At 66.8% G+C, this 22,812-nt stretch carries 23 protein-coding genes and 1 tRNA gene; 14 read left to right on the top strand and 10 right to left on the bottom strand.

Going from position 1 to position 22,812, the window contains the following annotated elements; all coding sequences use genetic code 11:
- Window positions 1-88 precede the first annotated feature (88 nt).
- From ACFVUS_RS19555 to ACFVUS_RS19545, 3 genes are all read left to right on the top strand, one after another.
- The gene (locus tag ACFVUS_RS19555) at window positions 89-799 is read left to right on the top strand and encodes an acetoacetate decarboxylase family protein (RefSeq protein WP_387767833.1); all 711 of its coding nucleotides are present in this window, start codon (window positions 89-91) and stop codon (window positions 797-799) included.
- The gene (locus tag ACFVUS_RS19550; protein ID WP_387767830.1) at window positions 796-1,566 is read left to right on the top strand and encodes an SDR family NAD(P)-dependent oxidoreductase; all 771 of its coding nucleotides are present in this window, start codon (window positions 796-798) and stop codon (window positions 1,564-1,566) included. The genes ACFVUS_RS19555 and ACFVUS_RS19550 overlap by 4 nt, the downstream gene beginning before the upstream one ends.
- A 265-nt stretch (window positions 1,567-1,831) precedes the next feature.
- The gene (locus tag ACFVUS_RS19545; protein ID WP_387767827.1) at window positions 1,832-3,559 is read left to right on the top strand and encodes an ABC transporter ATP-binding protein; all 1,728 of its coding nucleotides are present in this window, start codon (window positions 1,832-1,834) and stop codon (window positions 3,557-3,559) included.
- Window positions 3,560-3,641: 82 nt separating this feature from the next.
- Here ACFVUS_RS19545 and ACFVUS_RS19540 read toward each other — a convergent pair whose 3' ends face one another.
- Window positions 3,642-4,463: a crotonase/enoyl-CoA hydratase family protein gene (locus ACFVUS_RS19540; protein ID WP_387767824.1), complete on the bottom strand. Its 822-nt coding sequence runs from the start codon at window positions 4,461-4,463 to the stop codon at window positions 3,642-3,644.
- 125 nt (window positions 4,464-4,588) lie between these two features.
- Between ACFVUS_RS19540 and ACFVUS_RS19535 the strand changes: the two genes are divergently transcribed.
- The gene (locus ACFVUS_RS19535; protein ID WP_387767821.1) at window positions 4,589-6,178 is read left to right on the top strand and encodes a succinic semialdehyde dehydrogenase; all 1,590 of its coding nucleotides are present in this window, start codon (window positions 4,589-4,591) and stop codon (window positions 6,176-6,178) included.
- Window positions 6,179-6,296: 118 nt separating this feature from the next.
- Here ACFVUS_RS19535 and ACFVUS_RS19530 read toward each other — a convergent pair whose 3' ends face one another.
- Complete coding sequence (locus ACFVUS_RS19530) at window positions 6,297-6,908, bottom strand: YbhB/YbcL family Raf kinase inhibitor-like protein (protein WP_387767818.1); 612 nt, start codon at window positions 6,906-6,908, stop codon at window positions 6,297-6,299.
- A 140-nt stretch (window positions 6,909-7,048) separates the two neighbouring features.
- Here ACFVUS_RS19530 and ACFVUS_RS19525 point away from each other — a divergent pair, with 140 nt between their 5' ends.
- Window positions 7,049-7,909 (top strand): helix-turn-helix transcriptional regulator, encoded by an 861-nt coding sequence (locus ACFVUS_RS19525; protein WP_387767815.1) that lies wholly within the window; start codon window positions 7,049-7,051, stop codon window positions 7,907-7,909.
- Between the two features lie 62 nt (window positions 7,910-7,971).
- Here the strand turns inward: ACFVUS_RS19525 and ACFVUS_RS19520 are convergent.
- The 3 genes from ACFVUS_RS19520 to ACFVUS_RS19510 all read right to left on the bottom strand — a co-directional run bounded on the left by ACFVUS_RS19520 (window position 7,972) and on the right by ACFVUS_RS19510 (window position 10,262).
- A tRNA-Pro gene (locus tag ACFVUS_RS19520) sits at window positions 7,972-8,045 on the bottom strand.
- A gap of 89 nt (window positions 8,046-8,134) precedes the next feature.
- A complete protein-coding gene (locus tag ACFVUS_RS19515) occupies window positions 8,135-9,247 on the bottom strand; it encodes a hypothetical protein (protein WP_387767812.1) in 1,113 nt (370 codons plus the stop codon).
- Window positions 9,248-9,299: 52 nt separating this feature from the next.
- Complete coding sequence (locus ACFVUS_RS19510; protein WP_387767809.1) at window positions 9,300-10,262, bottom strand: metallophosphoesterase; 963 nt, start codon at window positions 10,260-10,262, stop codon at window positions 9,300-9,302.
- A gap of 69 nt (window positions 10,263-10,331) precedes the next feature.
- Between ACFVUS_RS19510 and ACFVUS_RS19505 the strand changes: the two genes are divergently transcribed.
- Window positions 10,332-10,796, top strand: coding sequence for a GatB/YqeY domain-containing protein (locus tag ACFVUS_RS19505; RefSeq protein WP_387767806.1), 465 nt, complete (start codon window positions 10,332-10,334; stop codon window positions 10,794-10,796).
- A 73-nt stretch (window positions 10,797-10,869) separates the two neighbouring features.
- On the opposite strand, the gene ACFVUS_RS19500 is transcribed toward ACFVUS_RS19505, so the two are convergent.
- Entirely contained in the window at window positions 10,870-13,233 is a 2,364-nt protein-coding gene (locus ACFVUS_RS19500; protein ID WP_387767803.1) for a penicillin-binding protein, read from the bottom strand.
- Window positions 13,234-13,534: 301 nt separating this feature from the next.
- Between ACFVUS_RS19500 and ACFVUS_RS19495 the strand changes: the two genes are divergently transcribed.
- The gene (locus ACFVUS_RS19495) at window positions 13,535-13,858 is read left to right on the top strand and encodes a WhiB family transcriptional regulator (RefSeq protein ID WP_067569470.1); all 324 of its coding nucleotides are present in this window, start codon (window positions 13,535-13,537) and stop codon (window positions 13,856-13,858) included.
- A 144-nt stretch (window positions 13,859-14,002) separates the two neighbouring features.
- Here the strand turns inward: ACFVUS_RS19495 and ACFVUS_RS19490 are convergent, their stop codons facing one another.
- Window positions 14,003-15,169, bottom strand: coding sequence for an ArsA family ATPase (locus ACFVUS_RS19490; protein ID WP_387767799.1), 1,167 nt, complete (start codon window positions 15,167-15,169; stop codon window positions 14,003-14,005).
- A 2-nt stretch (window positions 15,170-15,171) separates the two neighbouring features.
- Complete coding sequence (locus ACFVUS_RS19485; protein WP_375962217.1) at window positions 15,172-16,191, bottom strand: ArsA-related P-loop ATPase; 1,020 nt, start codon at window positions 16,189-16,191, stop codon at window positions 15,172-15,174.
- Between the two features lie 171 nt (window positions 16,192-16,362).
- On the opposite strand from ACFVUS_RS19485, the gene ACFVUS_RS19480 reads away from it, so the two are divergent.
- The 3 genes from ACFVUS_RS19480 (at window position 16,363) to ACFVUS_RS19470 (ending at window position 17,885) form a co-directional block, all read left to right on the top strand.
- Window positions 16,363-16,527, top strand: a complete 165-nt coding sequence (locus ACFVUS_RS19480) for a DUF4177 domain-containing protein (RefSeq protein WP_297628122.1) — start codon at window positions 16,363-16,365, stop codon at window positions 16,525-16,527.
- Window positions 16,527-16,994 (top strand): RidA family protein, encoded by a 468-nt coding sequence (locus ACFVUS_RS19475; RefSeq protein ID WP_387767794.1) that lies wholly within the window; start codon window positions 16,527-16,529, stop codon window positions 16,992-16,994. Before ACFVUS_RS19480 ends, ACFVUS_RS19475 begins: the two co-directional genes overlap by 1 nt.
- An 81-nt stretch (window positions 16,995-17,075) precedes the next feature.
- Complete coding sequence (locus tag ACFVUS_RS19470) at window positions 17,076-17,885, top strand: MBL fold metallo-hydrolase (RefSeq protein WP_387767791.1); 810 nt, start codon at window positions 17,076-17,078, stop codon at window positions 17,883-17,885.
- A gap of 75 nt (window positions 17,886-17,960) precedes the next feature.
- Here the strand turns inward: ACFVUS_RS19470 and ACFVUS_RS19465 are convergent, their stop codons facing one another.
- Both ACFVUS_RS19465 and ACFVUS_RS19460 read right to left on the bottom strand, forming a co-directional pair.
- Window positions 17,961-18,635 carry a Crp/Fnr family transcriptional regulator gene (locus ACFVUS_RS19465; RefSeq protein ID WP_019044571.1) on the bottom strand — a complete coding sequence of 225 codons (675 nt, stop codon included), beginning with the start codon at window positions 18,633-18,635 and terminating at the stop codon, window positions 17,961-17,963.
- Window positions 18,636-18,907: 272 nt separating this feature from the next.
- Window positions 18,908-19,150, bottom strand: a complete 243-nt coding sequence (locus ACFVUS_RS19460) for a hypothetical protein (protein ID WP_153802894.1) — start codon at window positions 19,148-19,150, stop codon at window positions 18,908-18,910.
- Between the two features lie 115 nt (window positions 19,151-19,265).
- Here ACFVUS_RS19460 and nth point away from each other — a divergent pair, with 115 nt between their 5' ends.
- The 4 genes from nth (at window position 19,266) to ACFVUS_RS19440 (ending at window position 22,801) form a co-directional block, all read left to right on the top strand.
- Window positions 19,266-20,042, top strand: a complete 777-nt coding sequence (nth, locus tag ACFVUS_RS19455) for an endonuclease III (RefSeq protein WP_387770014.1) — start codon at window positions 19,266-19,268, stop codon at window positions 20,040-20,042.
- Between the two features lie 188 nt (window positions 20,043-20,230).
- Complete coding sequence (locus ACFVUS_RS19450; RefSeq protein WP_387767787.1) at window positions 20,231-20,833, top strand: TlpA family protein disulfide reductase; 603 nt, start codon at window positions 20,231-20,233, stop codon at window positions 20,831-20,833.
- Between the two features lie 64 nt (window positions 20,834-20,897).
- Entirely contained in the window at window positions 20,898-21,611 is a 714-nt protein-coding gene (locus tag ACFVUS_RS19445; protein WP_387767784.1) for an NUDIX hydrolase, read from the top strand.
- Window positions 21,608-22,801 (top strand): MarP family serine protease, encoded by a 1,194-nt coding sequence (locus ACFVUS_RS19440; protein ID WP_375962231.1) that lies wholly within the window; start codon window positions 21,608-21,610, stop codon window positions 22,799-22,801. The genes ACFVUS_RS19445 and ACFVUS_RS19440 overlap by 4 nt, the downstream gene beginning before the upstream one ends.
- The last annotated feature ends 11 nt before the right edge of the window (window positions 22,802-22,812 follow it).

The raw sequence follows: 22,812 nt of genomic DNA, 5'->3' as shown, positions 1-22,812 counted from the left end.
GGAACCGAATGCCACGTCAGGGTCCGATCAGCGAGATACCTTGGCCGAATCGATGGCGAATATCACAGGAACCTGTTCTAATTCTGACATGGCAGCGGCGCACACCGTACTCGGTGAACAGGTTCGGATGCCGGTCGAGATCAGGCATGCCGACGCCGCCTCCGCGCTCTTCTTCGCGGATACCGCGGCGGCGCGCGAGCTGCTCGCACCGGCCGGACTGGAACCGGTCACCGTACTGGGCCGGGCGATCCTCTCGCTCGCCTTCGTCCGCTACGTCGACGGAGACCTCGGGCCGTACCACGAATTCGCCTTCTCGCTCATGGCCCGCCAACCCGGGCGCAAGGACAGCACCGGGGCCTACATCCACTGGCTGCCGGTCAACCAGAGCTTCACCTGCGAAGCGGGACAATCGATTTGGGGCTTCCCCAAACTGATGGCCGATATCGACATCACCCCCGTACGCGGCGGACACCTGTGCGATGTGCGCGTGGACGGGGAATTCGTGGTCGGCATGCGGGTCGCGAACGGGCTGCCCATGCCCGGCGGCGCGGGCGGGGCATCCATCGACGCCTACACCCACCGCAATGGAACTCTGCGCCGGACACCGTGGGTGATGAATCCGAGCGGCGTGCGCGGACGGCCCGGCGGCGTACGCGTCGAACTCGGCAACCATCCGATCTCCCAGCAGCTACGCGCCCTCGGCCTGCCCAGGGGTGCGCTCTTCGGCAGCCGGATCGGCTCGCTCGCAATGACTTTCGCCGATGCCACCACCGTTCTGCCGACCCGGGAGGCCCGATGACCCAGACCGCACTCGTCACCGGCGCGGCCAGCGGTATGGGCCGCATCGTCGCCCAGCGGCTCGCCGCGGCTGGCTGGAAGGTCGCGGCCGTCGACCTCAACGCCGACGGGCTGACCGAAACCGCAAGGCGCTCACCGAATATGGCCACCTACACCTGCGATGTCTCCGATACCGAACAGGTGCGCGCGGTGGTGGAGAAGGTGCGCGGCGAACTCGGAACCATCGACCGGCTGGTGCACGCGGCGGGCATGTGCCACGTGCACGCGTCGGCGCTGAATCATGATGTGGCGCAGATCCGCAAGATGATCGACGTCAACTACATCGGCACCGTCAACCTGTGCCAGGCCGTCATCCCGGCCATGAAGCAGGCGCGGACCGGCACCGTCGTGTTGTTCGCCTCCGTCGCGGGCTGGCTGCCCTCACCCGGTATGGCGGGTTACTCCGCCTCCAAATTCGCGGTCATCGGGTTCATCGACAGCCTCGCCTACGAACTCCAGGACAGTGGCGTGCGGCTGCTCGGGCTCTGCCCGCCCATGGTCGAGACCGCCTTCCTGGACAAGGTCCGCGAAGAGAACGAATCGGTGCTGGCCGGAACCGGCGGCATGAGCCCCGAAGGCGTCATCGACGCGCTCGAAAAGGCCCTGGCCAAGCCGAAGAGTCCGCTGTTCGTATTCCCCGGACAGGCGTACCCCTTCTACCTGATGCGGCGATTCCTGCCCGGCGTCATGCGCCGGATAGTGGGCCGCACCGTGAAGCCGACGGATTAACCGTCGCGCGGAAACCGGCTCGTGCTCCGACCGGTGACCGCAATCGGCGCTGGGCGATCGGGGCTCTGCGATCGCCCAGCGCCTCTTCTTCCCCGTGCCGAAGCGGCCCCGCCACCGCAATCGGCCAGCGAATAATCGCTGGCCGGAACCCGCCCCCGCGCGGCACGATAGCTCTTCTGCACTGCTCGGAAACCATTCGAGAAGGGGACGGATGAGCTCGCGCGCGCCCGCGATAAAACTGGTTCTGCGATATTACGGCCGGGAAATGGCCCGGCGAAAACTATTGACCACCGGCGGAATGCTGGGCCCTGCCCTGGGCAGCGTCTGCCAGAGTTACATCGCGCCACTGCTGGTCGCGATCCTGATCGGCCGGGTCGCAAGCACCGGCGACTCCGGCCTACCCACGGTCGGGCCGCTGGTGGCCGCCTTCGCCGGGGTGATCGTGCTGTCGGAAGTGCTGTGGCGCATCGGAATCCACTGCCTCAACCGGCTCGACGCCTACGGCATCGAAAGCCTGTACGTGATCGCCATGGACGAACTGCTGGCCAAGGACGCGGCGTTCTTCCACAACAACTTCGCCGGATCGCTCACCAAGCGGGCCCTGAGCTTCGCCACCCGCTTCGAGCAGTTCGTCGATACCTTCGCGTTCGAAATCTTCTCCGCCGTACTGCCTTTGGGTTTCGCGGCGGTCGTGCTGTGGCGCTACGACCCCATGCTGGTGGTGGTGCTGATCGGCATGATCGCGTTCACCGCGCTGGTGATCGCGCCACTGATCCAACGTCGACAGGCGCTGGTCGACGATCGCGAGGCATCCATCGCACTGGTCTCCGGGCATGTGGCCGACAGCCTGGCCAATATGCAGGTGGTGCGGGCCTTCGCCGCCGAACGCCAAGAGGCCGAGGAACATCGGCGGCGGGTGCTCGATCAACGGCGCAAATCACTGCTGTCCTGGGACTACGCCAACCTGCGCATCGATACCGTGGTGACACCGCTGGTGGCGGTCACCAATGTCGCGGGATTGCTCATCGTGCTCGGGCTCAGCGGCGGGCACGCCTCGGTCACCGCGATCATGGTGGCGTTCACCTACTACTGGAACGCGACCGGGATCATGTTCCGGTTCAACCAGATCTACCGGCGACTGGAGAGCACGCTCACCGAGGCGGCGCAGTTCACCGAAATGCTGCGCACACCACCCACCGTTGTGGACAGCTCGGAGCCGGAAGCCCTGCTGCCCAAGGGTTCCGACGTGCGATTCGAGAGCGTGCACTTCACCCACGCGGGGGCGACGCCACTGTTCACCGGGCTCGATCTCGAGGTGCCCGCCGGATCCAAACTGGGCCTGGTCGGGCGCTCCGGTGGCGGAAAAACCACCCTCACCCAACTGCTGCTGCGCCTGATGGACATCAATGACGGCGTGATTCGCATTGGCGGACAGGACATCTCGAAGCTGAAGCAGAGCGATCTGCGCAGCCAGCTCGCCTATGTGCCGCAGGATCCGGCCATGTTCCACCGCACGCTACGAGAGAACATCCGCTTCGCCCGGCCCGGCGCCACCGAGGCGGAGATCCTGCGCGCCGCCCAGGCCGCGCACGTCACCGAATTCGCCGACGCGCTACCGCAGGGCATGGATACCCTGCTCGGCGAACGCGGCGTGAAACTGTCCGGCGGACAACGGCAGCGGGTCGCGCTCGCGCGCGCCATCCTGCGCGACGCACCCATTCTGCTACTGGACGAAGCCACCAGCGCCCTCGACTCCGAGAGCGAAAAGCTGGTGCAGCAGGCACTCTGGGAGCTGATGGAGGGGCGTACGGCGCTGGTGGTCGCGCACCGTTTGAGCACCGTCGCCGGAATGGACCGGCTCGTGGTGCTCGATCACGGGCGGATCGTCGAGTCCGGCACCCATGAGCAGCTGCTGCACGCGGAAGGAACGTACGCGCAGCTGTGGCGGCATCAATCGGGTGGCTTCCTCGGCGAAGAATTGATCGCCCGGTAGCCTCCGTCATCCCGGCGCGCTTCTTGGCCGGGATCCACACCTACGCAGTGGATCCCGGCCAAACCCACGCCGGGATGACGGGCTACTTGCCTTGGAAGTTCGGCTTGCGCTTCTCGGCGAAGGCGCGCGGGCCCTCCTTCGCGTCCTCGCTGCGGAAGACCGGCAGACCGACCTTCGCGTCGATCTTGAAGGCCTCTTCCTCGTGCAGACCCTCGGTATCGCGGATCACCTTCAGAATCGCCTGAACCGCAAGCGGCCCATTGTTATTGATCAGCTCGGCGATCTCCAGGGCCTTGTCCAGCGCGGTTCCGTCCGGCACCACATGCCCGATCAGGCCGTGCTGCAACGCTTCCGCCGCGGTGATGTGCCGACCGGTCAGCAGCAGTTCCGCCGCCACCGTGTACGGGATCTGGCGCGGCAGCCGCACCGCGGATCCGCCCATCGGGAACAGGCTCCACTTCGCCTCGGAGACACCGAATTTGGCGCTCTCACCGGCAATGCGGATATCGGTGCCCTGCAGGATCTCGGTGCCGCCCGCGATGGCCGGACCCTCGACCGCGGCGATCAGCGGCTTGCTCAGGCGGTAGCCCTTGAGCAGGCCCGGCATCCGGGTCGGATCGAACGCGGCGCCCTCGCCCATGCCGTCGCTCGGGTTACGCTTGGACATGGCCTTGAGGTCCGCGCCCGCGCAGAACGCGCCACCCGCACCGGTCAGGATGCAGCAGCGGATCTCCGGATCACTGTCCACCCGCTCCCACGCCTCGGTCATGATGCTCAGCATCTCGCCGGTGAGCGCGTTCTTGGCGGTGGGGCGATTCATGGTGACGATCAGCGTGCCGCCACGCTTCTCCACGAGAGCATGAGGCTCGGTATTGCTACTTGTTTCAGTGGTGGCTGTCGTCATCGCCGACCTTTCTTTCCGCAGATTCGGGGACGAAACTACCCCGCGCCGTTGTCTTGAACAATAACGTGTTCTAGTTTGGATCGTGGTGACCGCCGTCACGGGCGGCAAGTTATGGGAGATATGCCATGAGTACGAGTACGCAGAGCAAGCTGCCGCCCCGGGTAACGGAATCCTTGATCAACCGGCTCACCGGCATGGTGACCGCGGGCACCGCGGGCGAGGCCCGCGAACCCTTCGACATGATCGAGGTCTACACCGGCGACGTCGTCGGCCAGCTGCCGCAGTCCTCGCCCGAAGACGTCGAGGCCGCCGTCGCCATCGCACGCGCCGCCCAGGTCGAGTGGGCGCGCCGCCCGCTCAAGCAGCGCCTCGAGGTGTTCGAGCGCGCGCACGAGCTGATCCTCACCGAGATCGAGACCATCGCCGATCTCATCCAGATCGGCTGCGGCAAGGCCCGCCGCATGGCCATCGAAGAAGCCTGCGACACCCCGATGGTCATCGCGCACTACCTCAAGACCGCCGAGAAGACCCTGCGCTCCAAGAAGCGCAGCGGACCCATGCCGGTCATCACCAGCTCCACCGAAGAGCACCGCCCCAAGGGCGTCGTCGCGGTCATCGCGCCGTGGAACTTCCCGTTCGCCATCTCCATGTCCGACTCCGCCCCCGCGCTCATGGCGGGCAACGGCCTGATCCTCAAGCCGGACAACAAGACCGCGCTGTGCACCCTGTTCGGCATCGAACTGCTGCACAAGGCGGGACTGCCGCGCGGACTCGTCCAGGTGGTGTGCGGCGGCGGACCGGATGTCGGCCCGACCATCATCGACAACGTCGACTTCGTCATGTTCACCGGCTCCACCAACACCGGGCGCACCATCGGCGCGCAGGCGGGCAGCAACCTCATCGGCTGTTCGCTCGAACTCGGCGGCAAGAACCCGATGATCGTCCTCGACGACGTCAACCTCGACGAATGCATCCCCAGCGCCACCTTCGCCGTCTTCGGCAACACCGGCCAGGCCTGCATGCACATCGAGCGCATCTACGTGCAGGAGCGCGTCCACGACGAGTTCGTGCGCCGATTCGTCACAGCCGCAGAGGAATTGGGTGCGAAGGCCGGAGCCACCTACAACTTCGACCCGGAGATCGGCTCGCTCGTCTCGGTCGAACACATGCAGCGGGTGTCCGCGCACGTCGAAGAGGCCCGCGAGAAGGGCGCGACCGTGGTGACCGGCGGCAAGCCCCGCCCGGACATCGGCCCCGCCTTCTACGAGCCCACCATCCTCACCGGCGTCACCAAGGACATGGAACTCGCCACCAAGGAGACCTTCGGACCCGTCGTTGCCATCTACAAGTTCGGCAGCGACGAAGAAGCCATCCGCCTGGCCAACGACACCGACTACGGCCTGAACGCCAGCGTCTGGGCGGGCGATTTCACCCGCGCCGGACGCATCGCCGAGAAGCTCGAAGCCGGGGCCATCAACATCAACGACGGCTTCGTCACCACCTACGCCGCCAAGGGCACCCCGTCCGGTGGCGTCAAGAGCTCCGGCGTCGGCACCCGCCACGGCGCGGCGGGCATCCTCAAGTACACCGACACCATCAATGTCGGCGTACAGAAGAAGCAGATCCTCGCCGCCCGCGCGGGCATGCCCTACGAGAAGCAGCTCAAGAGCACCCTCATGACGCTGCGCCTCATGAAGAAACTGCATCTGGGCTGAAAACGCCTGCGACACAACGACCCCCTGCCTTCGCGGCAGGGGGTCGTTGCGCGTTCGGAGATAGTCCTCCGGAGCCGGAGCCGGAGCCGGAGCCGGAGCCGGAGCCGAGGGCCGGGGGTCAGGGGCGCTGGGCGCTGACCGACAGCTGGCCGATGCCGATGATGTGGCTGCTCATCGAGAACGAGGCGACGGCCGGGGGAGTGGCGGCGGGCAGATCCATTCTCGGAACGTCCAAGGCCAGCACCGTGATTCGGTAGGTGTGCGCCTTATCGCCGCTCGGCGGGCAGGGGCCCAGGTAGTCCGCCGCGCCCGCATCGTTGGTTCCGGTCACGGCCGTGACCCCGGTGCCGAATTCCGTTGCGGTGGGGGCGATATCCCAGTTGATCCAGTGCCAGAAGCCGCTGCCGGTCGGCGCGTCCTGATCGAACATGGTGACCGCGAAGCTCTTGGCCGCCGCCGGAGCCCCCGACCAGCGCACTCGCGGTGCGTGATTGGCGGCCGTGCACCCGAACGCCCCGGCGAAGTTATCCGCCCCGAACGTGCCGCCCCGCACGTCCGGACTGTTCACCTCGAACGTCGCGGCCCCCGCCGGAGCCACACTCCGCACCGTGACCCCGGCGGCGGTGGGCTGTGCCGCCGGAGCCGATTCGCCGTCCGTCCCGCATGCCGCCACGCTCAGCAGACCGGAGGCGACGACGGCGGCGGACGCGATTCGCGCGATGGTGTTCATGACGATCCTCCAAGATCCGTTGTTTCAACTTCTGAGACAAGCATCTTGGATATTGAGATCGCGGAGAAGGCCGTCCACATCCTGGTATCCCGCGTACCACCCGATCGTCCGTGCTCAACGCCCTGCGCCATGATGGTCCGGTGGACAGAGCGGAATCCGGAGCCGAGTTGGGCTCCTTCCTGCGCGCAATGCGAGAACGACTGACGCCCGAGGCCGCGGGCCTGCCCGGCACCGGTAAACGCCGCACCCCCGGGCTGCGCCGCCAGGAGGTCGCCGAACTCGCGGCCGTCAGCATCGACTGGTACATCCGCCTGGAACAGGGCCGCGCAGTCACGCCGGGAGCCGCCGTCCTGGACGCCATCGCCGCAGCCCTCCAGCTGACCGATTCCGAGCGCTCCCACCTGCACCTGATTGCCCGCGGTTCCCAACCCCCACCGCAGCGCGCCCAGGCCCCGCTGAGCGCCTCCATGCGGGCCATCCTGGACGGAATGCCCCTGCTCCCCGCCTACGCCATGGACTTCCGAGGCGATGTGCTGGCCCGAAACGCCGCGGCCGCAGCCCTTTTCGGCGAAGACTTCCTCCCGGGCGTCAATATCGCCCGCCTCATCTTCCTCGACGAACCCACCCGGGCCACCCAACTCGACTGGCCCAAGGTCGCCCGCGAAACCGTGGGCGACCTCCGCCTCAACCTGGCCCGCAACCCCGAAGACCCCCGCCTGCTCGCCCTCATCACCGAATTGCGCACCGCCAGCCCGGATTTCGCTACCTGGTGGAACGACCACACCGTCCAGGAACGCCACCACGGCCGCAAACGCTTCGCCCACCCCGCCGAAGGCACCCTCACCCTCGACTACGACACCCTGGTAGCCCCCGACACCTCGGCGCACCGCCTCTTCGTCCTCACCCCCGCAAATGCCTTCACAGAGGCCGCATTACGCACCCTCATCACCACCCGGGCCCACCGCCTCGGCACCCACCCGTTGCACCCCGCCGCCAGCTGACCCCGAAACAGCGAAAAGGCCCCGACCGAAGTCAGGGCCTTTCCTGTGTCTCAACCAACACGTCGGGGTGACAGGATTTGAACCTGCGACCTCTTCGTCCCGAACGAAGCGCGCTACCAAGCTGCGCCACACCCCGTGATGTGAACGTGGAGTAGCTTAGCCGATGGGTGGGCCGGATGATAAATCGGCTGGTCAGAGGGGGTAAATGTGGTTGGGGAGCGGGGGTCAGAGGGGGCGGATGGTGGCCAGGATTTTCTTGGCCAGGGTGGCGTCCACCGAGTTGGCCACGCCGGTGTCGGCGGCGATGGTGAAGACGAATGCGCCGTTGTCGCCGGGGAAGGCGAAGGTGTAGATGGAGTAGGTGGAGGCGCAACCGGAGGCCGGGGGCGGGGCATTGCCCTTCGTCTCCAGGTAGACGCCCTGGAGCTGGTTATCGGTGTTGCTGAAGGGTTCCGAGGCGCCGGGGGTGGAACCCGTGGAGGTGGACCAGCCGATCTTGGACATGCGGGTGGCTATATCGGTCGCGGCCTTGGCGGGATCGGTTTCCGTTGACTGACTGAGGAATACGTTGGTGCGGACGTAGTTCGGGCAGTAGTCGACGCCGTCCTGCGCCAGGCCCGCGATGGGAACGGAATCGCCGCCGCTGTTGAAGCTGGTCTGGCCGGTGCGGTCGAGCTTCCAATCCTTCGGAATGTCATATGCCGCACCGTTTTCCGTGATCGTCACCACCTGGTAGCCGGGGATCACCGCGGCGGGCGTTGACGTCTTCGGGGACGTGGTGGGCTTGGGAGAGGTGCTCGGCTTGTTGCCGGAGGGGGTCGTGGTGAGCGCGCTGATCAACGACGGCGTCGTATTCCCGTGTGCCGAAGGATCATTGGAGCCGCGGTTCACCAGCACCACGGTGACCACCGCGCCGATGATCACCAGCACCAGTGCGCCGATACCGGCGAACAACCAGCCCTTGCCCTTACCGCCGCCGGGAGGTTGCTGGCCGTAGCCGGGCGGGCCGTATGGCGGCTGCGGCGGCTGCTGATACGGAGTCGGCCCGGACTGATACGGCGACTGCTGATACGGCTGATTCGGCGCGCTCTGATACGGATTCGGCGCGCTCTGATACGGCTGACCGCCCGTGAACGGCGCGGTCGGGGGCGGCTGCTGCTGCCCCCACGGCTGATGCACCGTCGGATCCGACTGGCCCACACCGTAATTCGGTGCGGGCTGCTGCGGCTGCGCGGGATGCGACTGCCACGGCGAATCAGCGGCGGGCGCGCCCTGCCACCAGTCCGGATCCGGACCCTTCGTTGTCGGATCCTCGTTCGGTTCATTACCACTGGCCACGGCTCACCCCTGACTGACGACTACATACCGCGTTGTATATCGCGGAACGGGTCTATCGCGCGACAGCCTCCGAGGTGGTGCGTCCGCGACCCGACTCCGCCACCGGCTGCTTGGGCGGCGCGCCGACCAAGGTCACCAGCGTCGCCTCCGGACGGCAGCAGAACCGGTACGGCGCCCACGGCGACGTACCCAGCCCGGCCGACACGTGCAGCTGCGTATGCGAACCCCACTGCGACGGACCCTTCACCCGCGAACGGTCGATACCGCAATTGGTCACCAGCGCACCGAAACCCGGAACGCACAGCTGACCGCCGTGGGTGTGACCCGCCATGATCAGGTCGTAGCCGTCCCCGGCGAAACGATCCAGCACCCGCGGCTCCGGCGAATGCGTGAGCCCGATGCTCAAGTCCGCCAACGGATTCGGCGCACCCGCCACGGTGTCGTAGCGATCCCGCTTCAGATGCGGATCATCCACGCCCGCGGTCGAGATCTTCACCCCGGCGACCTCGATATCGCGGCGCACATGCGTCAGATCCAGCCAGCCGCGCTCGGTGAACGCCGCGCGCAGATCCTGCCACGGCAGCGGATCGCCGAAAACGCGCTTGTGATCCTTCTTGAAGTACTTCAGCGGATTCTTCGGCACCGGCGCGAAATAGTCATTCGACCCGAATACGAAAATGCCGGGCCGGCCCAGCAGACCGCCGAGCGCCTGCACCACCGCGGGCACCGACTTCATATGCGAGAGGTTGTCGCCGGTGTTCACCACCAGATCCGGCTCCAGCCGATCCAGCTCCCGCAACCACGCCTGTTTCAACTGCTGACCCGGCATCATGTGCAGGTCGGAGATGTGCAGAACCCGGAGCGAGGGTTTACCCGGCGCCAGCACCGGCAGCGTCGCCTCACGCAGGGTGAAGGCGTTGCGCTCGATCAGCGTGGCGTATCCGACTCCGGCGACGGCGGCCCCTGCGGCTCCCAGAGCGGTACGGCGAAGGGCGACGGTCGAGATTACGGGCATTCGCCCAGAATAGGCGACCCGTTGAAAATGCGTCGAGCCTCGCGGGTGATGAACGGTACCGTGGCGGCCATGTCGGAACTCAAATCGAAGCTGCGTGCCGATCTCACCACCGCCATGAAGGCCAAGGACACGCTGCGCCTGAACACCGTGCGCATGCTGCTCGCCGCCGTCCAGACCGCGGAGGTCGCCGGTACGCAGGCGAAGGAACTCACCGACGCCGAAGTCATCGCCGTCCTGTCCAAGGAGGCGAAGAAGCGCAACGAGGCCGCCGTCGTCTACGAACAGGCCGGCCGCGGTGAACTCGCCGCCACCGAACGCGCCGAAGAACAGATCATCGACGAATACCTGCCCACCCCGCTCACCGACGCCGAGGTGGCCGATATCGCCGACACCGCCATCGCCGACGTCGCCGAACAACTCGGCGAGCGCCCCGGCATGCGCCAAATGGGCCAGGTCATGAAAATCGCCACCGCCCTCGCCGCCGGGCGCGCCGACGGCACCCGAGTCTCCGCGGCGGTCAAAGCCCGCCTCTGACGGCGATACGCGAAAAGCATCAGGGCCCCTCGCCGATTACCGGCGAGGGGCCCTCGAGCGGTTCTTTACCGCGCTAGCGGGGGATCGGGATGGGGATGGGGATCGGGGGGAGTTGCGGCAGACCCGGCAACTGGATCCCCGGCAGGGAGGGCGGGGGAGCGGCGGACGGCAGCGGATGCTGGGTGCCGTCGCTGACGTAGATGGTGATCACCGAACCAGGGATGGCCGAACCATCCGGCGAGATGCTCATCACCGTGCCCTTGTTCGCGCCGGGCGCGGAGGTCACCGAGACCTGGAAACCGGCGGCGGTCAGATTGCCGGTCGCCTCGGCCTGGCTCTGGCCGATCACATCCGGAATCTGTGAATTGTTCGAGCCGCGCACGTACTTGTCATCCAGCGGCGGCAGACTCAGCGGCGGGAACTTGCCGAGCACGTTCTTCATCGCGCCCAGCCACGTCCGCGCCGGTTCATTACCGCCGTACAGGTTTCCGCTGCCGCAATTGCGCAGCGGGTACGAGCAGATCTCGCCCGGAGTCGGGCTGTCGCCGTAGATGTACGCCGAACCCGCGAACGACCCGCTGAACGCCAGGAAGGCCGAGGAGCGGTGCGTTTCGGTGGTTCCCGTCTTGGCGGACAGCGGGAAGTTCCAGCCGACCGAACCGGCCGCACCGGCACCGGTACCGCTGAGCACGTCATGGCTCAGCGCGTTGGCGAGCGTGTTCGCCAGCCCCGGATCGACCACCTGCTCACATGCCTGCTGCGTGAGCGGCACCGGCTTCCCGCTGCGATCCACCACCTCCTTGATGGGGGTGGGCGGGCACCAGCGACCACTGGAGGCCAGTGTCGCGGCCACATTCGACAGCTCCAGCGCGTTCACGCCGACCGGGCCCAGGGTGAAGGAACCGAGGTTCTGATCCTTCACCATGTCCGCCAGGCTCTGATTCCCATGGCCCGAGGTCCCCGGCTGCGCGTAGGAGCGCATACCGAGCCGCACGGCCATATCCACCGTCGGCGTCACGCCCACGGCCTGAATCAGCTTGACGAAGGCCGTATTCGGTGAGGTCGCCAGCGCCTCGGTCACCGACATCGGCGACTTGTAGGCGCCCGCGTTCTTCACGCAGTACGTCTCGGCCGGGCAACCCGGCGTACCGCTGTTACCCATGCCCTTGGCCTGGAAGTTGGCGGGCACGTCCAGCTGTGCGCTGATGCCGAGCCCCTTCTCCATCGCCGCGGCCGTGGTGAAGATCTTGAAAATCGAGCCCGCACCGTCACCGACCAGCGAATACGGCTGCGGCTGCACGGTTTGATGCGCATTGCCGTCGAGTCCGTAGGTGCGGCTCGACGCCATGGCCAGCAGCGGATGCGAATCCTGACCCGGGGCAACCACATTCATCACCGAGGCGATGTCGTCCAGATTCGGGTCCGCGTTCGCGGTCACCGACGCCTTGGTCGAGTTCTGCACATCCGGATCGAGCGTGGTGCGAATCAGGTAGCCGCCCTTGTCGATCTGATCGCGGCTGATCCCGGCATTGGCCAGGTACTGCAGCGCGTAATCGCAGAAGAACCCGCGATCATTGGCCGCGATGCAGCCGCGCGGCAGCCCCTTGGGCTCGGGCAGCACGCCCAGCGGATCGGTCTTGGCCTTGCGGAACTCGTCGGCCCGGCTGGGGATATTCGCGATGAGCGTGTCCAGCACGGTGTTCCGGCGTTCGAGCACGCCCGCCGGGTTGGTGTACGGGTTCAGCTTGGAGCTGGACTGCACCATGCCCGCCAACATGGCGGACTGCACGATGTTCAGATCCTTGGCGTCCACGCCGAAATAGGTCTGGGCGGCGTCCTGGATGCCGTACGACGAATTGCCGAACGGAACCAGGTTCAGATAGCGGGTGAGGATCTCGTCCTTGGTGAGCTGCTTGTCCAGCGTCATCGCCATGCGGATCTCGCGGATCTTGCGGGCGGGCGTGGTCTCGATGGCGGCGCGGCGTTCGGCGTCGGTCTTGGCGACCACGAGCAGCAGATAGTTCTTCACATACTGCTGGTCGATGGTCGAACCACCCTGCTGCACTTCGCCGCCGCTGGTGTTGGTCAGGAAGGCACGGAAGGTGCCCTGCCAGTCCACGCCACCGTGTTCGGCGAAGCGTTTGTCCTCAACGGACACGAGCGAGAGCTTCATGTCGTTGGAGATCTTGTCGCTGGGGACCTCGAATCGGCGCTGCTCGTACAGCCACGCGAACGGCTGCCCGTTGGCGTCGACCATGGTCGACACCGCCGGGACCGCGCCTTCCACCAGTTCGGCGGAGACGTTGTCTACGGCGTCGGCGGCTCGGTTCGAGATATAGCCGAAGCCGCCGGCGAGTGGGAACAGCAGCCCGGCGAGGAGAACGGCGGCCAGGACGCAGCTGCCGGCCAGTCTCGCGAGCGTTCGTGTGATCGGCACGGCCCCTAGCCTAATTGCCCTTTCCGGTGCTTGGCGCTCGCCCGGGCGCGGGGTGTCCATTCGTCTCAAAGATGCCGACTGGCCGGTTTTAGGCAACGAATGCATGGACGGACGTACCAGAAAATCTCAGGACGGTCTTGCGCGAGCGCTACACCACTATCTAGATTGAGAACCCAGTGTGATAGAGCTAACACTCAAAGTGGAATGTGGTGCAGTTCGCAGTGGGGTTGGGTATCTGCGCGCTGCACACGCGATTCTGGAGCGCCGTGACCCGGTGTTCGGACTGCAAAGGGGCACTTAAATGCACATGACTACCCCGATAGCTCGATTGGACGTGGAGCAGGCCGAAGCAAGGATCGCCTGGGTTTCCCAGGCCCGATGCAAGGAAGTGGATCCCGACCAGTTGTTCGTGCGCGGCGCTGCCCAGCGCAAGGCGGCAACCATCTGCCGGCACTGCCCGGTGCTGATGGAATGCGGGGCGGACGCCCTGGACAACCGGGTCGAGTTCGGTGTGTGGGGCGGCATGACCGAACGGCAGCGTCGCGCGCTGCTCAAGCAGCATCCCGAGGTGACCTCCTGGGCGGACTTCTTCCGTGTCCAGCGTACGCAGAAAGTAGCCATGTAATCCGACGTATTCCCATAGGCAGAATGGACCGAGCCCGCGGATGCGGGCTCGGTCCATGTCTGGGGTCGGATCGGGCAGAACAGGCAAATCCTCCAGGGCGATTCAGGGGGGTTGCGCATTCACGCCAGCGATGGCGCAAATAGGTCAGGCAGTCCGGGCGGCTCCCGCTTCGGCCAGCTGATCACCGACCGCGCGCAACGCCTCGATATCGGCGACCTCGAACGGCAATGCCGTCACCGCCGCGATCGGCACCCGCGGGTGCGCGCCCGTGAACCGGTGCAGCAGATGCTGTTCCCGCTTCGCGGTCACCGCCCGCTGCGCGTGAATCCGCAGCACGGCGGCCGCCAGCGCGGCCGGAGTCTCGGATTCGCCGTTCACCGGTGTCTGCGGGGCCAGCTTGTCGGCCGCCACCTGCGCCTGCTCCGCCGAAAGCGAACTCAGCACGGGGTGCGTGCGATTGAGCACCAGCCCTGCCAAAGGCATCTTGTCCGTGGACAACCGGTCCACGAAGAACGACGCCTCCCGCAGCGCGTCCGGTTCCGCCGCCGCCACCACGATGAAATGCGTGCCCGGCCGGGACAGCATGGCGTAGGTGCGATCCGCGCGATCCTGGAATCCGCCGAACATGGACTCCAGCGATTGCAGGAACACCGAGGCGTCCTTGAGCAGCTGACCGCCGACGATCGTGGACACGCCGCGCAGTGCCAGACTCATCGCGCCCGCGACGAGTTTGCCGACGCCGCGGCCCGGCGCCATGATCACGCGGATCATCTTGCCGTTCAAAAAATTGCCGAGACGCTTGGGCGCGTCGAGGAAGTCCAGGGCGTTCCGCGAGGGCGGCGTGTCGACCACGATCAGGTCCCACTCGCGTTTGCTCGCCAGCTGCCCGAGCTTCTCCATTGCCATGTACTCGGACGTGCCGCCGAACGAGGACGCCACGGTCTGATAGATCGGATTGGCGAAGATCTGCTCGGCCTTCTCCGGACTGGTGTGCTCGAGCACCATGTCATCGAAGGTGCGGCGCATATTCAGCATCATGGCGTAGAGCTCGCCCTTGACGCCCTCGCCCAATTCGACCTTCTGCGGGGTGTTTCCGAGATCGCTGACGCCCAGCGATTGCGCGAGCCGGCGGGCCGGGTCGATGGTCAGCACGACCACCTTGCGCCCCGATTCGGCCGCCCGCAGCGCGATGGCCGCGGCGGTGGTGGTCTTGCCGACGCCGCCGGAACCGCAGCACACCACGATGCGCGAGGTCGGATCGGCGAGCATCTTCGAAATGTCCAGGGGGACGGTATTGGCCGGAACGATCATGGTCAGCGGACTCCCTGCGCGCTCAATACTTCGGCCAGCTCGTACAGCCCGCCCAGATCCATACCGTCGGCCAGCGACGGTAGGTACAGCCGCGAGATATCCACCTGCGCCAATTCCTCGGCGCTCTCGTCCTGCGCGTGCAGGCGGGCCGAATGCTCGACGGTCTCGGCGACCAAGCCTTGGAAGTCGGCCTCGGACAGGGTGATTCCGGCCTCGGCGAGTCCGGCGCGCAGCGCGTCGGTGTCGAGTTCGCCCGCGGCGGCCTTCTCGCGCAGCGCCCGCGGCAGATAGCCCTGATTGGCCCGGTTCACGATGACGGTGCCGATATTCAGGTCATTGGCGGTGAGTTCGGCGACCGCGTCCGCGGTCTCCTGCACCGGCAGCGCCTCCAGCAGCGTGACCAGGTGGATCATGGTCTGCGGCGAATGCAGCAGCTTGGATACGCCCTCGGCCTGCGAGGCGATCGGACCGCCGCCGGCGATCTCGGCCATGGCCTGGGTGACGTCCAGGAAGCTGGCGATCCGGCCGGTCGGCGGGGCGTCGATGACGATTTCGTCATATGCCGGTTTACCCGACTTGTCGACGCGCACCGCGCATTCCTTGATCTTGCCGGTCAGGATCACGTCCCGCAGACCCGGCGCGATGGTGGTGACGAATTCGATCGCACCCACCCGGCGCATGGCCCGGCCCGCGAAGCCGAGGTTGTAGAACATGTCGAGGTACTCGAGGAAGGCGTGCTCGACATCCAGGGCCAGCGCCAGCACTTCGCCGCCGCCCTCGGCGGTGGCGATGCGAGTCTCGGTGGGCGGCAACGGCGGCAGATCGAAGAGCTGGGCGATGGACTGTCTGCCCTCGACCTCGACCAGCAGTACGCGGCGGCCCCCCGCCGCGAGTGCCAGCGCCAATGCGGCCGCGACCGTGGACTTCCCGGTGCCGCCCTTCCCGGATACGTAATGCAGGCGGGCTTTGTCCGCCCGCTCCGGCCAACCTGCTTCGACCCCCGGCTCAACCGAAACGGGCACTGCTATCGGTACTCCCACGCTCGCGAGCCTATAACCCGTTCCTGGTTCATGCCCACAAGTGACACCAACTGTCTGATACACCACTCTGGAATTCTCGATTTCCTGATATCGAATGCGCCAGACCAGGGTCCGAGGTATGGGACCACCTGGACCGGGGCTAATCTCACGACCATGAGTGATCTGACCGCGTGGGAGTACGCGACCGTGCCGCTGTTGACGCACGCCACCAAGGCAATCCTCGACCAGTGGGGGTCCGACGGCTGGGAGCTCGTCTCGGTGCTCCCCGGGCCGACCGGTGAGCAGCACGTCGCCTACCTGAAGCGACCCAAGAACTGATGACCGCCGCCACCGCGTGGGCGGAGAACCTGGAGAAGCTGGGCGTCACCGTGCCCGGCGTGGCCGCGCCCGTGGCCTCGTACATTCCGGCCATCCGGACCGGGAACCTGGTCTATACCTCCGGCCAGCTGCCGTTCGTGGACGGACAGCTCACCGTGACCGGCAAGGTCGGCGCGGAGGTCTCCACCGAAGAGGCCGCCGAGGCCGCTCGGCTGTGCGCGCTCAATGCGCTTGCGGCCGTGCATGATCTGGTCGGGCTCGACAATGTGGTGCGCATCGTGAAGGTCGTCGGCTTCGTCGCCTCGGCCCCCGGCTACTCCGATCAGCCGGTCGTCATCAACGGCGCGTCCAACTTCCTCGGCGAGGTCTTCGGCGATGCGGGCGTGCACGCGCGCTCCGCCGTCGGCGTCTCCGAACTCCCGAAGAACACCCCGGTGGAAGTGGAGCTCATCGCCGAAGTGCGCTGAGCGCTTGCTCTTTCGAGGACACGTGGGAAGTGTGGTGCGTCCAACCTGGACCCACCGCACTCCCTGGGTTAGGACAGAAATATGACCCTCACTCATCCCGCGTATGAACAGCTGCGGCAAGTGACTCCGTCCGCCGGTGTGGTGCTGGCCGACAATCCCAGCGGAATGACCTTGCAGGGCACCAACACCTGGCTGCTGCGCGCTCCCGGTAGCGCCGAGTATGTGCTGGTGGACCCGGGTCCCAAGGATCGCAAGCACACCGAGGCGCTGGTGCGCGAGACCGGCGGGAAGATCGCGTTGACGCTGATCACGCATCATCACGCCGATCACACCGGCGGTATCGATCGCCTGGTGAAGGCCACCGGAACCCCGGTGCGCGCCAAGGACTCCCAATTTCTGCACGGCTCCACCGCGGTGCTCGCCGACGGTGAGGTCATCGAGGCGGCCGGACTCCGCATCACCGTGCTGGCAACCCCCGGGCATACCGAGGATTCGGTGAGTTTCCTGGTGGACGGGCCGGACGACGGCGATGCCGCGCTGCTCACCGGCGACACCGTATTGGGCACCGGGACCACGGTGCTGGAATCCCGCGACGGTGCGCTCGCCGACTATCTGAACTCGCTGCAGCGGCTGGCCGAGGCGGCCCCGGCGCGGGTGCTGCTGCCCGCGCACGGCCCGGATCATCCGGATGCCCTGCCGGTCATCGACTTCTACATCAAACATCGCGAGGAGCGCCTGAATCAGGTGCGGGCGGCCCTGGAAGAGCTGGGCCCCAACGCGAAAGCGCTGCAGATCGTCGCGAAGGTCTACGCCGACGTGGACAAGCGCCTCTGGCCCGCCGCGCACAGCTCGGTGCAGGCCCAGCTGGCCTATATCCGCGCCGAGGGCTGAGACGCACGAAGGGACCGGGTCGTCACTTGCGTGGCGGCCCGGTCCCTACGAGTCTCTGTTCCCTGATGTCGCTGCTTACCGCGCGCGGCGGGCCAGGCGCTCCGAGTCGGAGATGAGCACGCTCTTGCCCTCGAGCCGCAGCCAGCCGCGGTGCGCGAAGTCGGCCAGGGCCTTGTTCACGGTTTCGCGAGAGGCGCCGACCAGCTGGGCGATCTCCTCCTGGGTCAGGTCGTGGGTCACGCGCAGCGCGCCCGCTTCCTGGGTGCCGAAGCGCTGTGCGAGCTGCAGCAGCGCCTTGGCGACACGACCGGGCACATCGGTGAAGATGAGGTCGGCCAGGTTGTTGTTGGTGCGGCGCAGACGGCGGGCGAGGACCCGCAGCAACTGCTCGGCGATCTCCGGGCGCTGATCGATCCAGGCCTTGAGGGCGTCCCGATCCATGGTGACCGCGCGGACCTCGGTGACGGTGGTGGCCGTCGAGGTGCGGGGGCCCGGATCGAAGATGGACAGCTCACCGAACATGTCCGACGGGCCCATGATCGTCAGCAGGTTTTCGCGACCATCGGGGGAACGTCGGCCGATCTTCACCTTGCCGGAGGTGATGATGTAGAGCCGGTCGCCCGGTTCACCCTCGTTGAAGATGACATGACCGCGCGGAAAGTCCACGGGCTGAAGTTGTTTGGCGAGGGCGGCCACCGCGGTGGGCTCGACGCCTTGGAAGATGCCTGCTCTGGCGAGGGCCTCGTCCACGAATGTGCTCCTTATGGGAAATGGCTCTGTTCTGGACCGAAGCATTCGGCCGACAGTGCAGTCTACTTTGCAATACGTCCGGGTAGTGATAGACACCACGCGGCGGGGTCATTCTCCGACACGCGGAGTCCGATTACACGACACGCACCGTCGATCTCGCGACACGCAAAGTTCAACTCTAGCGACACGCCGTCGAGCTCACCCATGAAGATCGGAAAATGCTCTCGACCGGCCGAAAAACGGCAGATCGGTCAAAAGCGGAGCGCGTCGGCTCAGCTGGCCTGCGCCACATCCAGACCCTTCGCGGCGGGCCGGGCGCGCCGTGGACGCGCCGCGGCGGCGGGCAATCCCAGTTTGGTGAGGTCACTGACCTCGGCATTCGTGGCTCGATCCAGGTACTGCTGCACCTCCGGATCGGGCTCGAGCAGCTTGCGAAGCCGGTTCTCGACACGTTCCATCACCAATGCGAACAGCATCAGCGCTATCGGAAACAGCACCACAGCGAGTCCTTGCATAGGGAGGAGTAAACACGGCGAAGGTCTCAGATGGAACACGGCGGGTGCGCAGCCCGGTTGATGGGGCTTGCGGGTTACGTAAGGTGGACGCGTGCGTGTCTCGACATCCAGCCAGGTGACTCCCGCCCCTGGCGCAGCTGCGCCTCCTGGCGGGAAAGCGAAGTCGCGCGCCAAGGAAACCCCCACCGGCCTGGTGCGTCGCGCCCGCCGGATGAATCGCACGCTCGCGCTGGCCTTTCCGGACGCACACTGCGAACTCGACTTCACCACGCCCCTCGAATTGGCCGTGGCCACAATCCTTTCCGCGCAGTGCACGGACGTCAGAGTGAACCTGACCACACCCGCGTTGTTCGCCAAGTACCGCAGCGCCCGCGATTACGCCGAAGCCAATCGGGCCGAGATGGAGGAGTACATCCGCCCGACCGGCTTCTACCGCAACAAGACCAATTCGCTGATCGGGTTGGGTCAGGCGCTGGTCGAACGCTACGACGGTGAACTCCCGAACACCCTTGACAAGCTGGTGGAGCTGCCCGGCATCGGACGCAAGACCGCGAACGTCATCCTCGGCAATGCCTTCGGCGTCCCCGGCATCACCGTCGACACGCACTTCGGCCGCCTGGTCCGGCGCTGGCAGTGGACGGACGAAGAAGATCCGGTGAAGGTCGAGCACATCGTCGGCGCGCTCATCGAGCGCAAGGAGTGGACGATGCTCTCGCACCGCGTCATCTTCCACGGCCGCCGCGTCTGCCACGCCCGCAAACCCGCCTGCGGCGCCTGCATCCTCGCCAAGGACTGCCCTTCGTACGGCACCGGCCCCACCGATCCGGCCACCGCCGCCGCCCTGGTCAAAGGCCCGGAAACCGAGCACCTGCTGGAACTGGTGGGGTTGTGAGCCCTGCGGCTCCACCCGAGCACACCGCACGCCCCCGGTCGCACGACACCGCGGGCGAACACGGCCATTCGACCTCCGCTTCCGGCCGGGACTCCGGTCGACTCACCGGAATTCGCGGGATCGGACCGGTCCGCGAGGTCGAGCGGGCGGACCGGAGCCGACGCGGTCGTAGCGGAATTCGCCGACGGGTGAGCTTGATCGCCGTGCTCGCGGCTTTGGTGTTGGCTGTGGCGTCGTGCTCGGGCTCCGGTGGGGGTTCGGCCGGTGGTACCGCCGCGCCCGGCGGCAAACCGGTTTCCGCGAGTGAGCGGGCGCGGGCCGCGCTGGTCGACTGTCCTGCTCCGTCGGGGGCTCCGGTTGCCGACAGTCCGCTGCGTGGACTGACGTTGAACTGCCTCTCCAACGGCAGCCCCATGGATTTGACCGCCGCGTTGGCGGGTAAGCCCGCGCTGCTGAATCTGTGGGCCTACTGGTGCGGGCCGTGTGCGGAGGAACTGCCGCTGCTGCAACAGTTTTCGGATCGGGCATCGGGGTCGATCACGGTCCTGACGGTGCACAGTGACCCGGGGACGGCCAAGGGGCTGGCGCGGTTGACCGGGCTCGGGATTCATCTGCCCGGGGTGGAGGATCCGGATGCCAAGGTGCGCACCGCCGTCGGCGCGCCCGCGGTATTGCCGATCTCGGTGCTGTTGCGCGCGGATGGCTCGGTCGCCAAACTCGTTGTGCGCCCGTTCAAGAGCGTGGACGATATTTCCGATACCGTCGCGGCCGAACTCGGGGTGCGGGCGTGAGGCGGCGAAATAGCCTGTGCGGCTTGGTGGTTGCTGGTGTGGTGGTCGATCTTGGAGTGTGGGCATGAGACTCGAGGTGCCTACGGGCTCCATTCCGGAGTGGTTGCGCGGGGTGGCCGATCACGATCCGGCCGACCCGACCGGGATGAATCCGATTCTGAAGCGGCTCGCCTCCGCCGCCATGCGCGCTCGCGAGGCAGCGGTCCTCGTGCTGTTCAGCGGCGATGAGGCGGCCGATCCGCAGGCACTCGGCGGACTACCCGCCGACGCCGATGTGCTGCTGACCCAGCGCGCGGCGACCATGCGCACGCACAGCGGTCAGGTTGCGTTCCCGGGCGGCGGCGTCGAACCCGGCGATGACGGTCCCATCGGCACCGCACTGCGCGAAGCCCAGGAGGAGACCGGCCTGGATCCGCAGGGCGTCGAGCCGATCGCCGTGCTGCCCAAGATCTTCGTACCGCCGTCGCGCTTCGATGTGACGCCGGTGGTCGCGTACTGGCGCACGCCGGGCGAGGTCGGCGTGGTCAGCGAGAACGAGGCGACCCGCGTGGTGCGGGTGCCGGTCGCGGACCTCATCGATCCGGCGAACAGATTCGTGGTGCGGCATCCACTCGGCTATATGGGTCCGGCGTTCACCGTGGACGGCATGCTGGTGTGGGGCTTCACCGGGGGAGTACTGGCCGGACTGCTCGCGGTCTCCGGTTGGGAACATGAATGGGACCATCACGATGTGCGTGATCTGCAGGCCTCTTTGGCGGCGGTTGGGATGACGTTATGAGTTCTTCGGCCTGGCTCGACCTCGGCATCTTGATTCTGGCGCTGCTGGCGGCCACCTCCGGGTGGCGGCAGGGTGCGGTCGCGTCCGCGCTGGCTTTCCTAGGCGTGGTGCTGGGTGCGGTCGCGGGCATTCTGATCGCCCCGCACATCCTGATCCACCTCAGCGAGGGGCGATCTCGCGTCCTGGTCGGCGTACTGCTGATCGTGGCGCTGGTGATCGTCGGCGAGGTGGCGGGCATGGTGCTGGGCCGGGCCGCGCGCAGCGGTATGCGCGATCCGTTCACTCGCAGCGTGGACAGCGTGGTCGGCGCGGGTCTGCAGATGGCGGCGGTGCTGGCCACCGCGTGGCTGCTGGCGCTGCCGCTGGCGAACTCGTCGCAGCCGGGAATCGCGGCCGCGGTCAAGAACTCTCAGGTCCTGGTGAATGTGGACCATGTCGCGCCGGACTGGCTGCGGCGGGTGCCGAATGAATTCTCCAACCTGCTCAACACCTCCGGGCTGCCGGATGTCATCGGACCGTTCGGGCGCGTCCCGATCGCGGCCGTGGAGCCGCCGGACGCCAGCGTGCTGCAATTGCCGGTGGCGCAATCGCTGCAGTCGAGTGTGCTGCGCATCCGCGGTATCGCGCCGAGTTGCCAACGGCAGCTGGAGGGTTCGGGCTTCGTGGTCGCGCCCGAGCGCGTCATGACCAACGCGCACGTGGTCGCGGGCACCAGCACGGTGAGCGTGGATACCGCGCGTGGCTCGATGGAGGCGCAGGTCGTGCTGTTCGACTCCTCCAAGGACATCGCGGTTTTGGCGGTGCCGGGCCTGAACGCGCCGGTGATCCCGTTGGCTCCCAAGGCCGCGAACTCCGGTGAGTCCGCGATCGTGCTGGGTTACCCGGGTGGCGGTCGCTACACGGCCAGCGCGGCCCGTGTCCGCGAGACCCTGGATCTCAAGGGCCCCAACATCTATCGCGACAACAATGTGCAGCGCGAGGTGTACACGGTGCGCGGTCAGGTCCGCGCGGGTAACTCCGGCGGCCCGCTGGTCGACACCGACGGCAATATCCTCGGCGTGGTCTTCGGCGCGGCCGTCACCGACGACGACACCGGCTACGTGCTCACCCTGGACGAGGTGCGCCCGGAAGTGAATGGCGCTGCCGGAGATTCGACCCCGGTCGGCACCGGCAGCTGCGTCCTGAGCTGAGCCCCGACAGC

This window comes from Nocardia sp. NPDC058058 (genome assembly GCF_042885355.1).
Taxonomy (GTDB): domain Bacteria; phylum Actinomycetota; class Actinomycetes; order Mycobacteriales; family Mycobacteriaceae; genus Nocardia.
The sequence above is the reverse complement of the archived record's forward strand: the minus strand, read 5'-3'. Positions and strand labels throughout refer to the sequence as shown.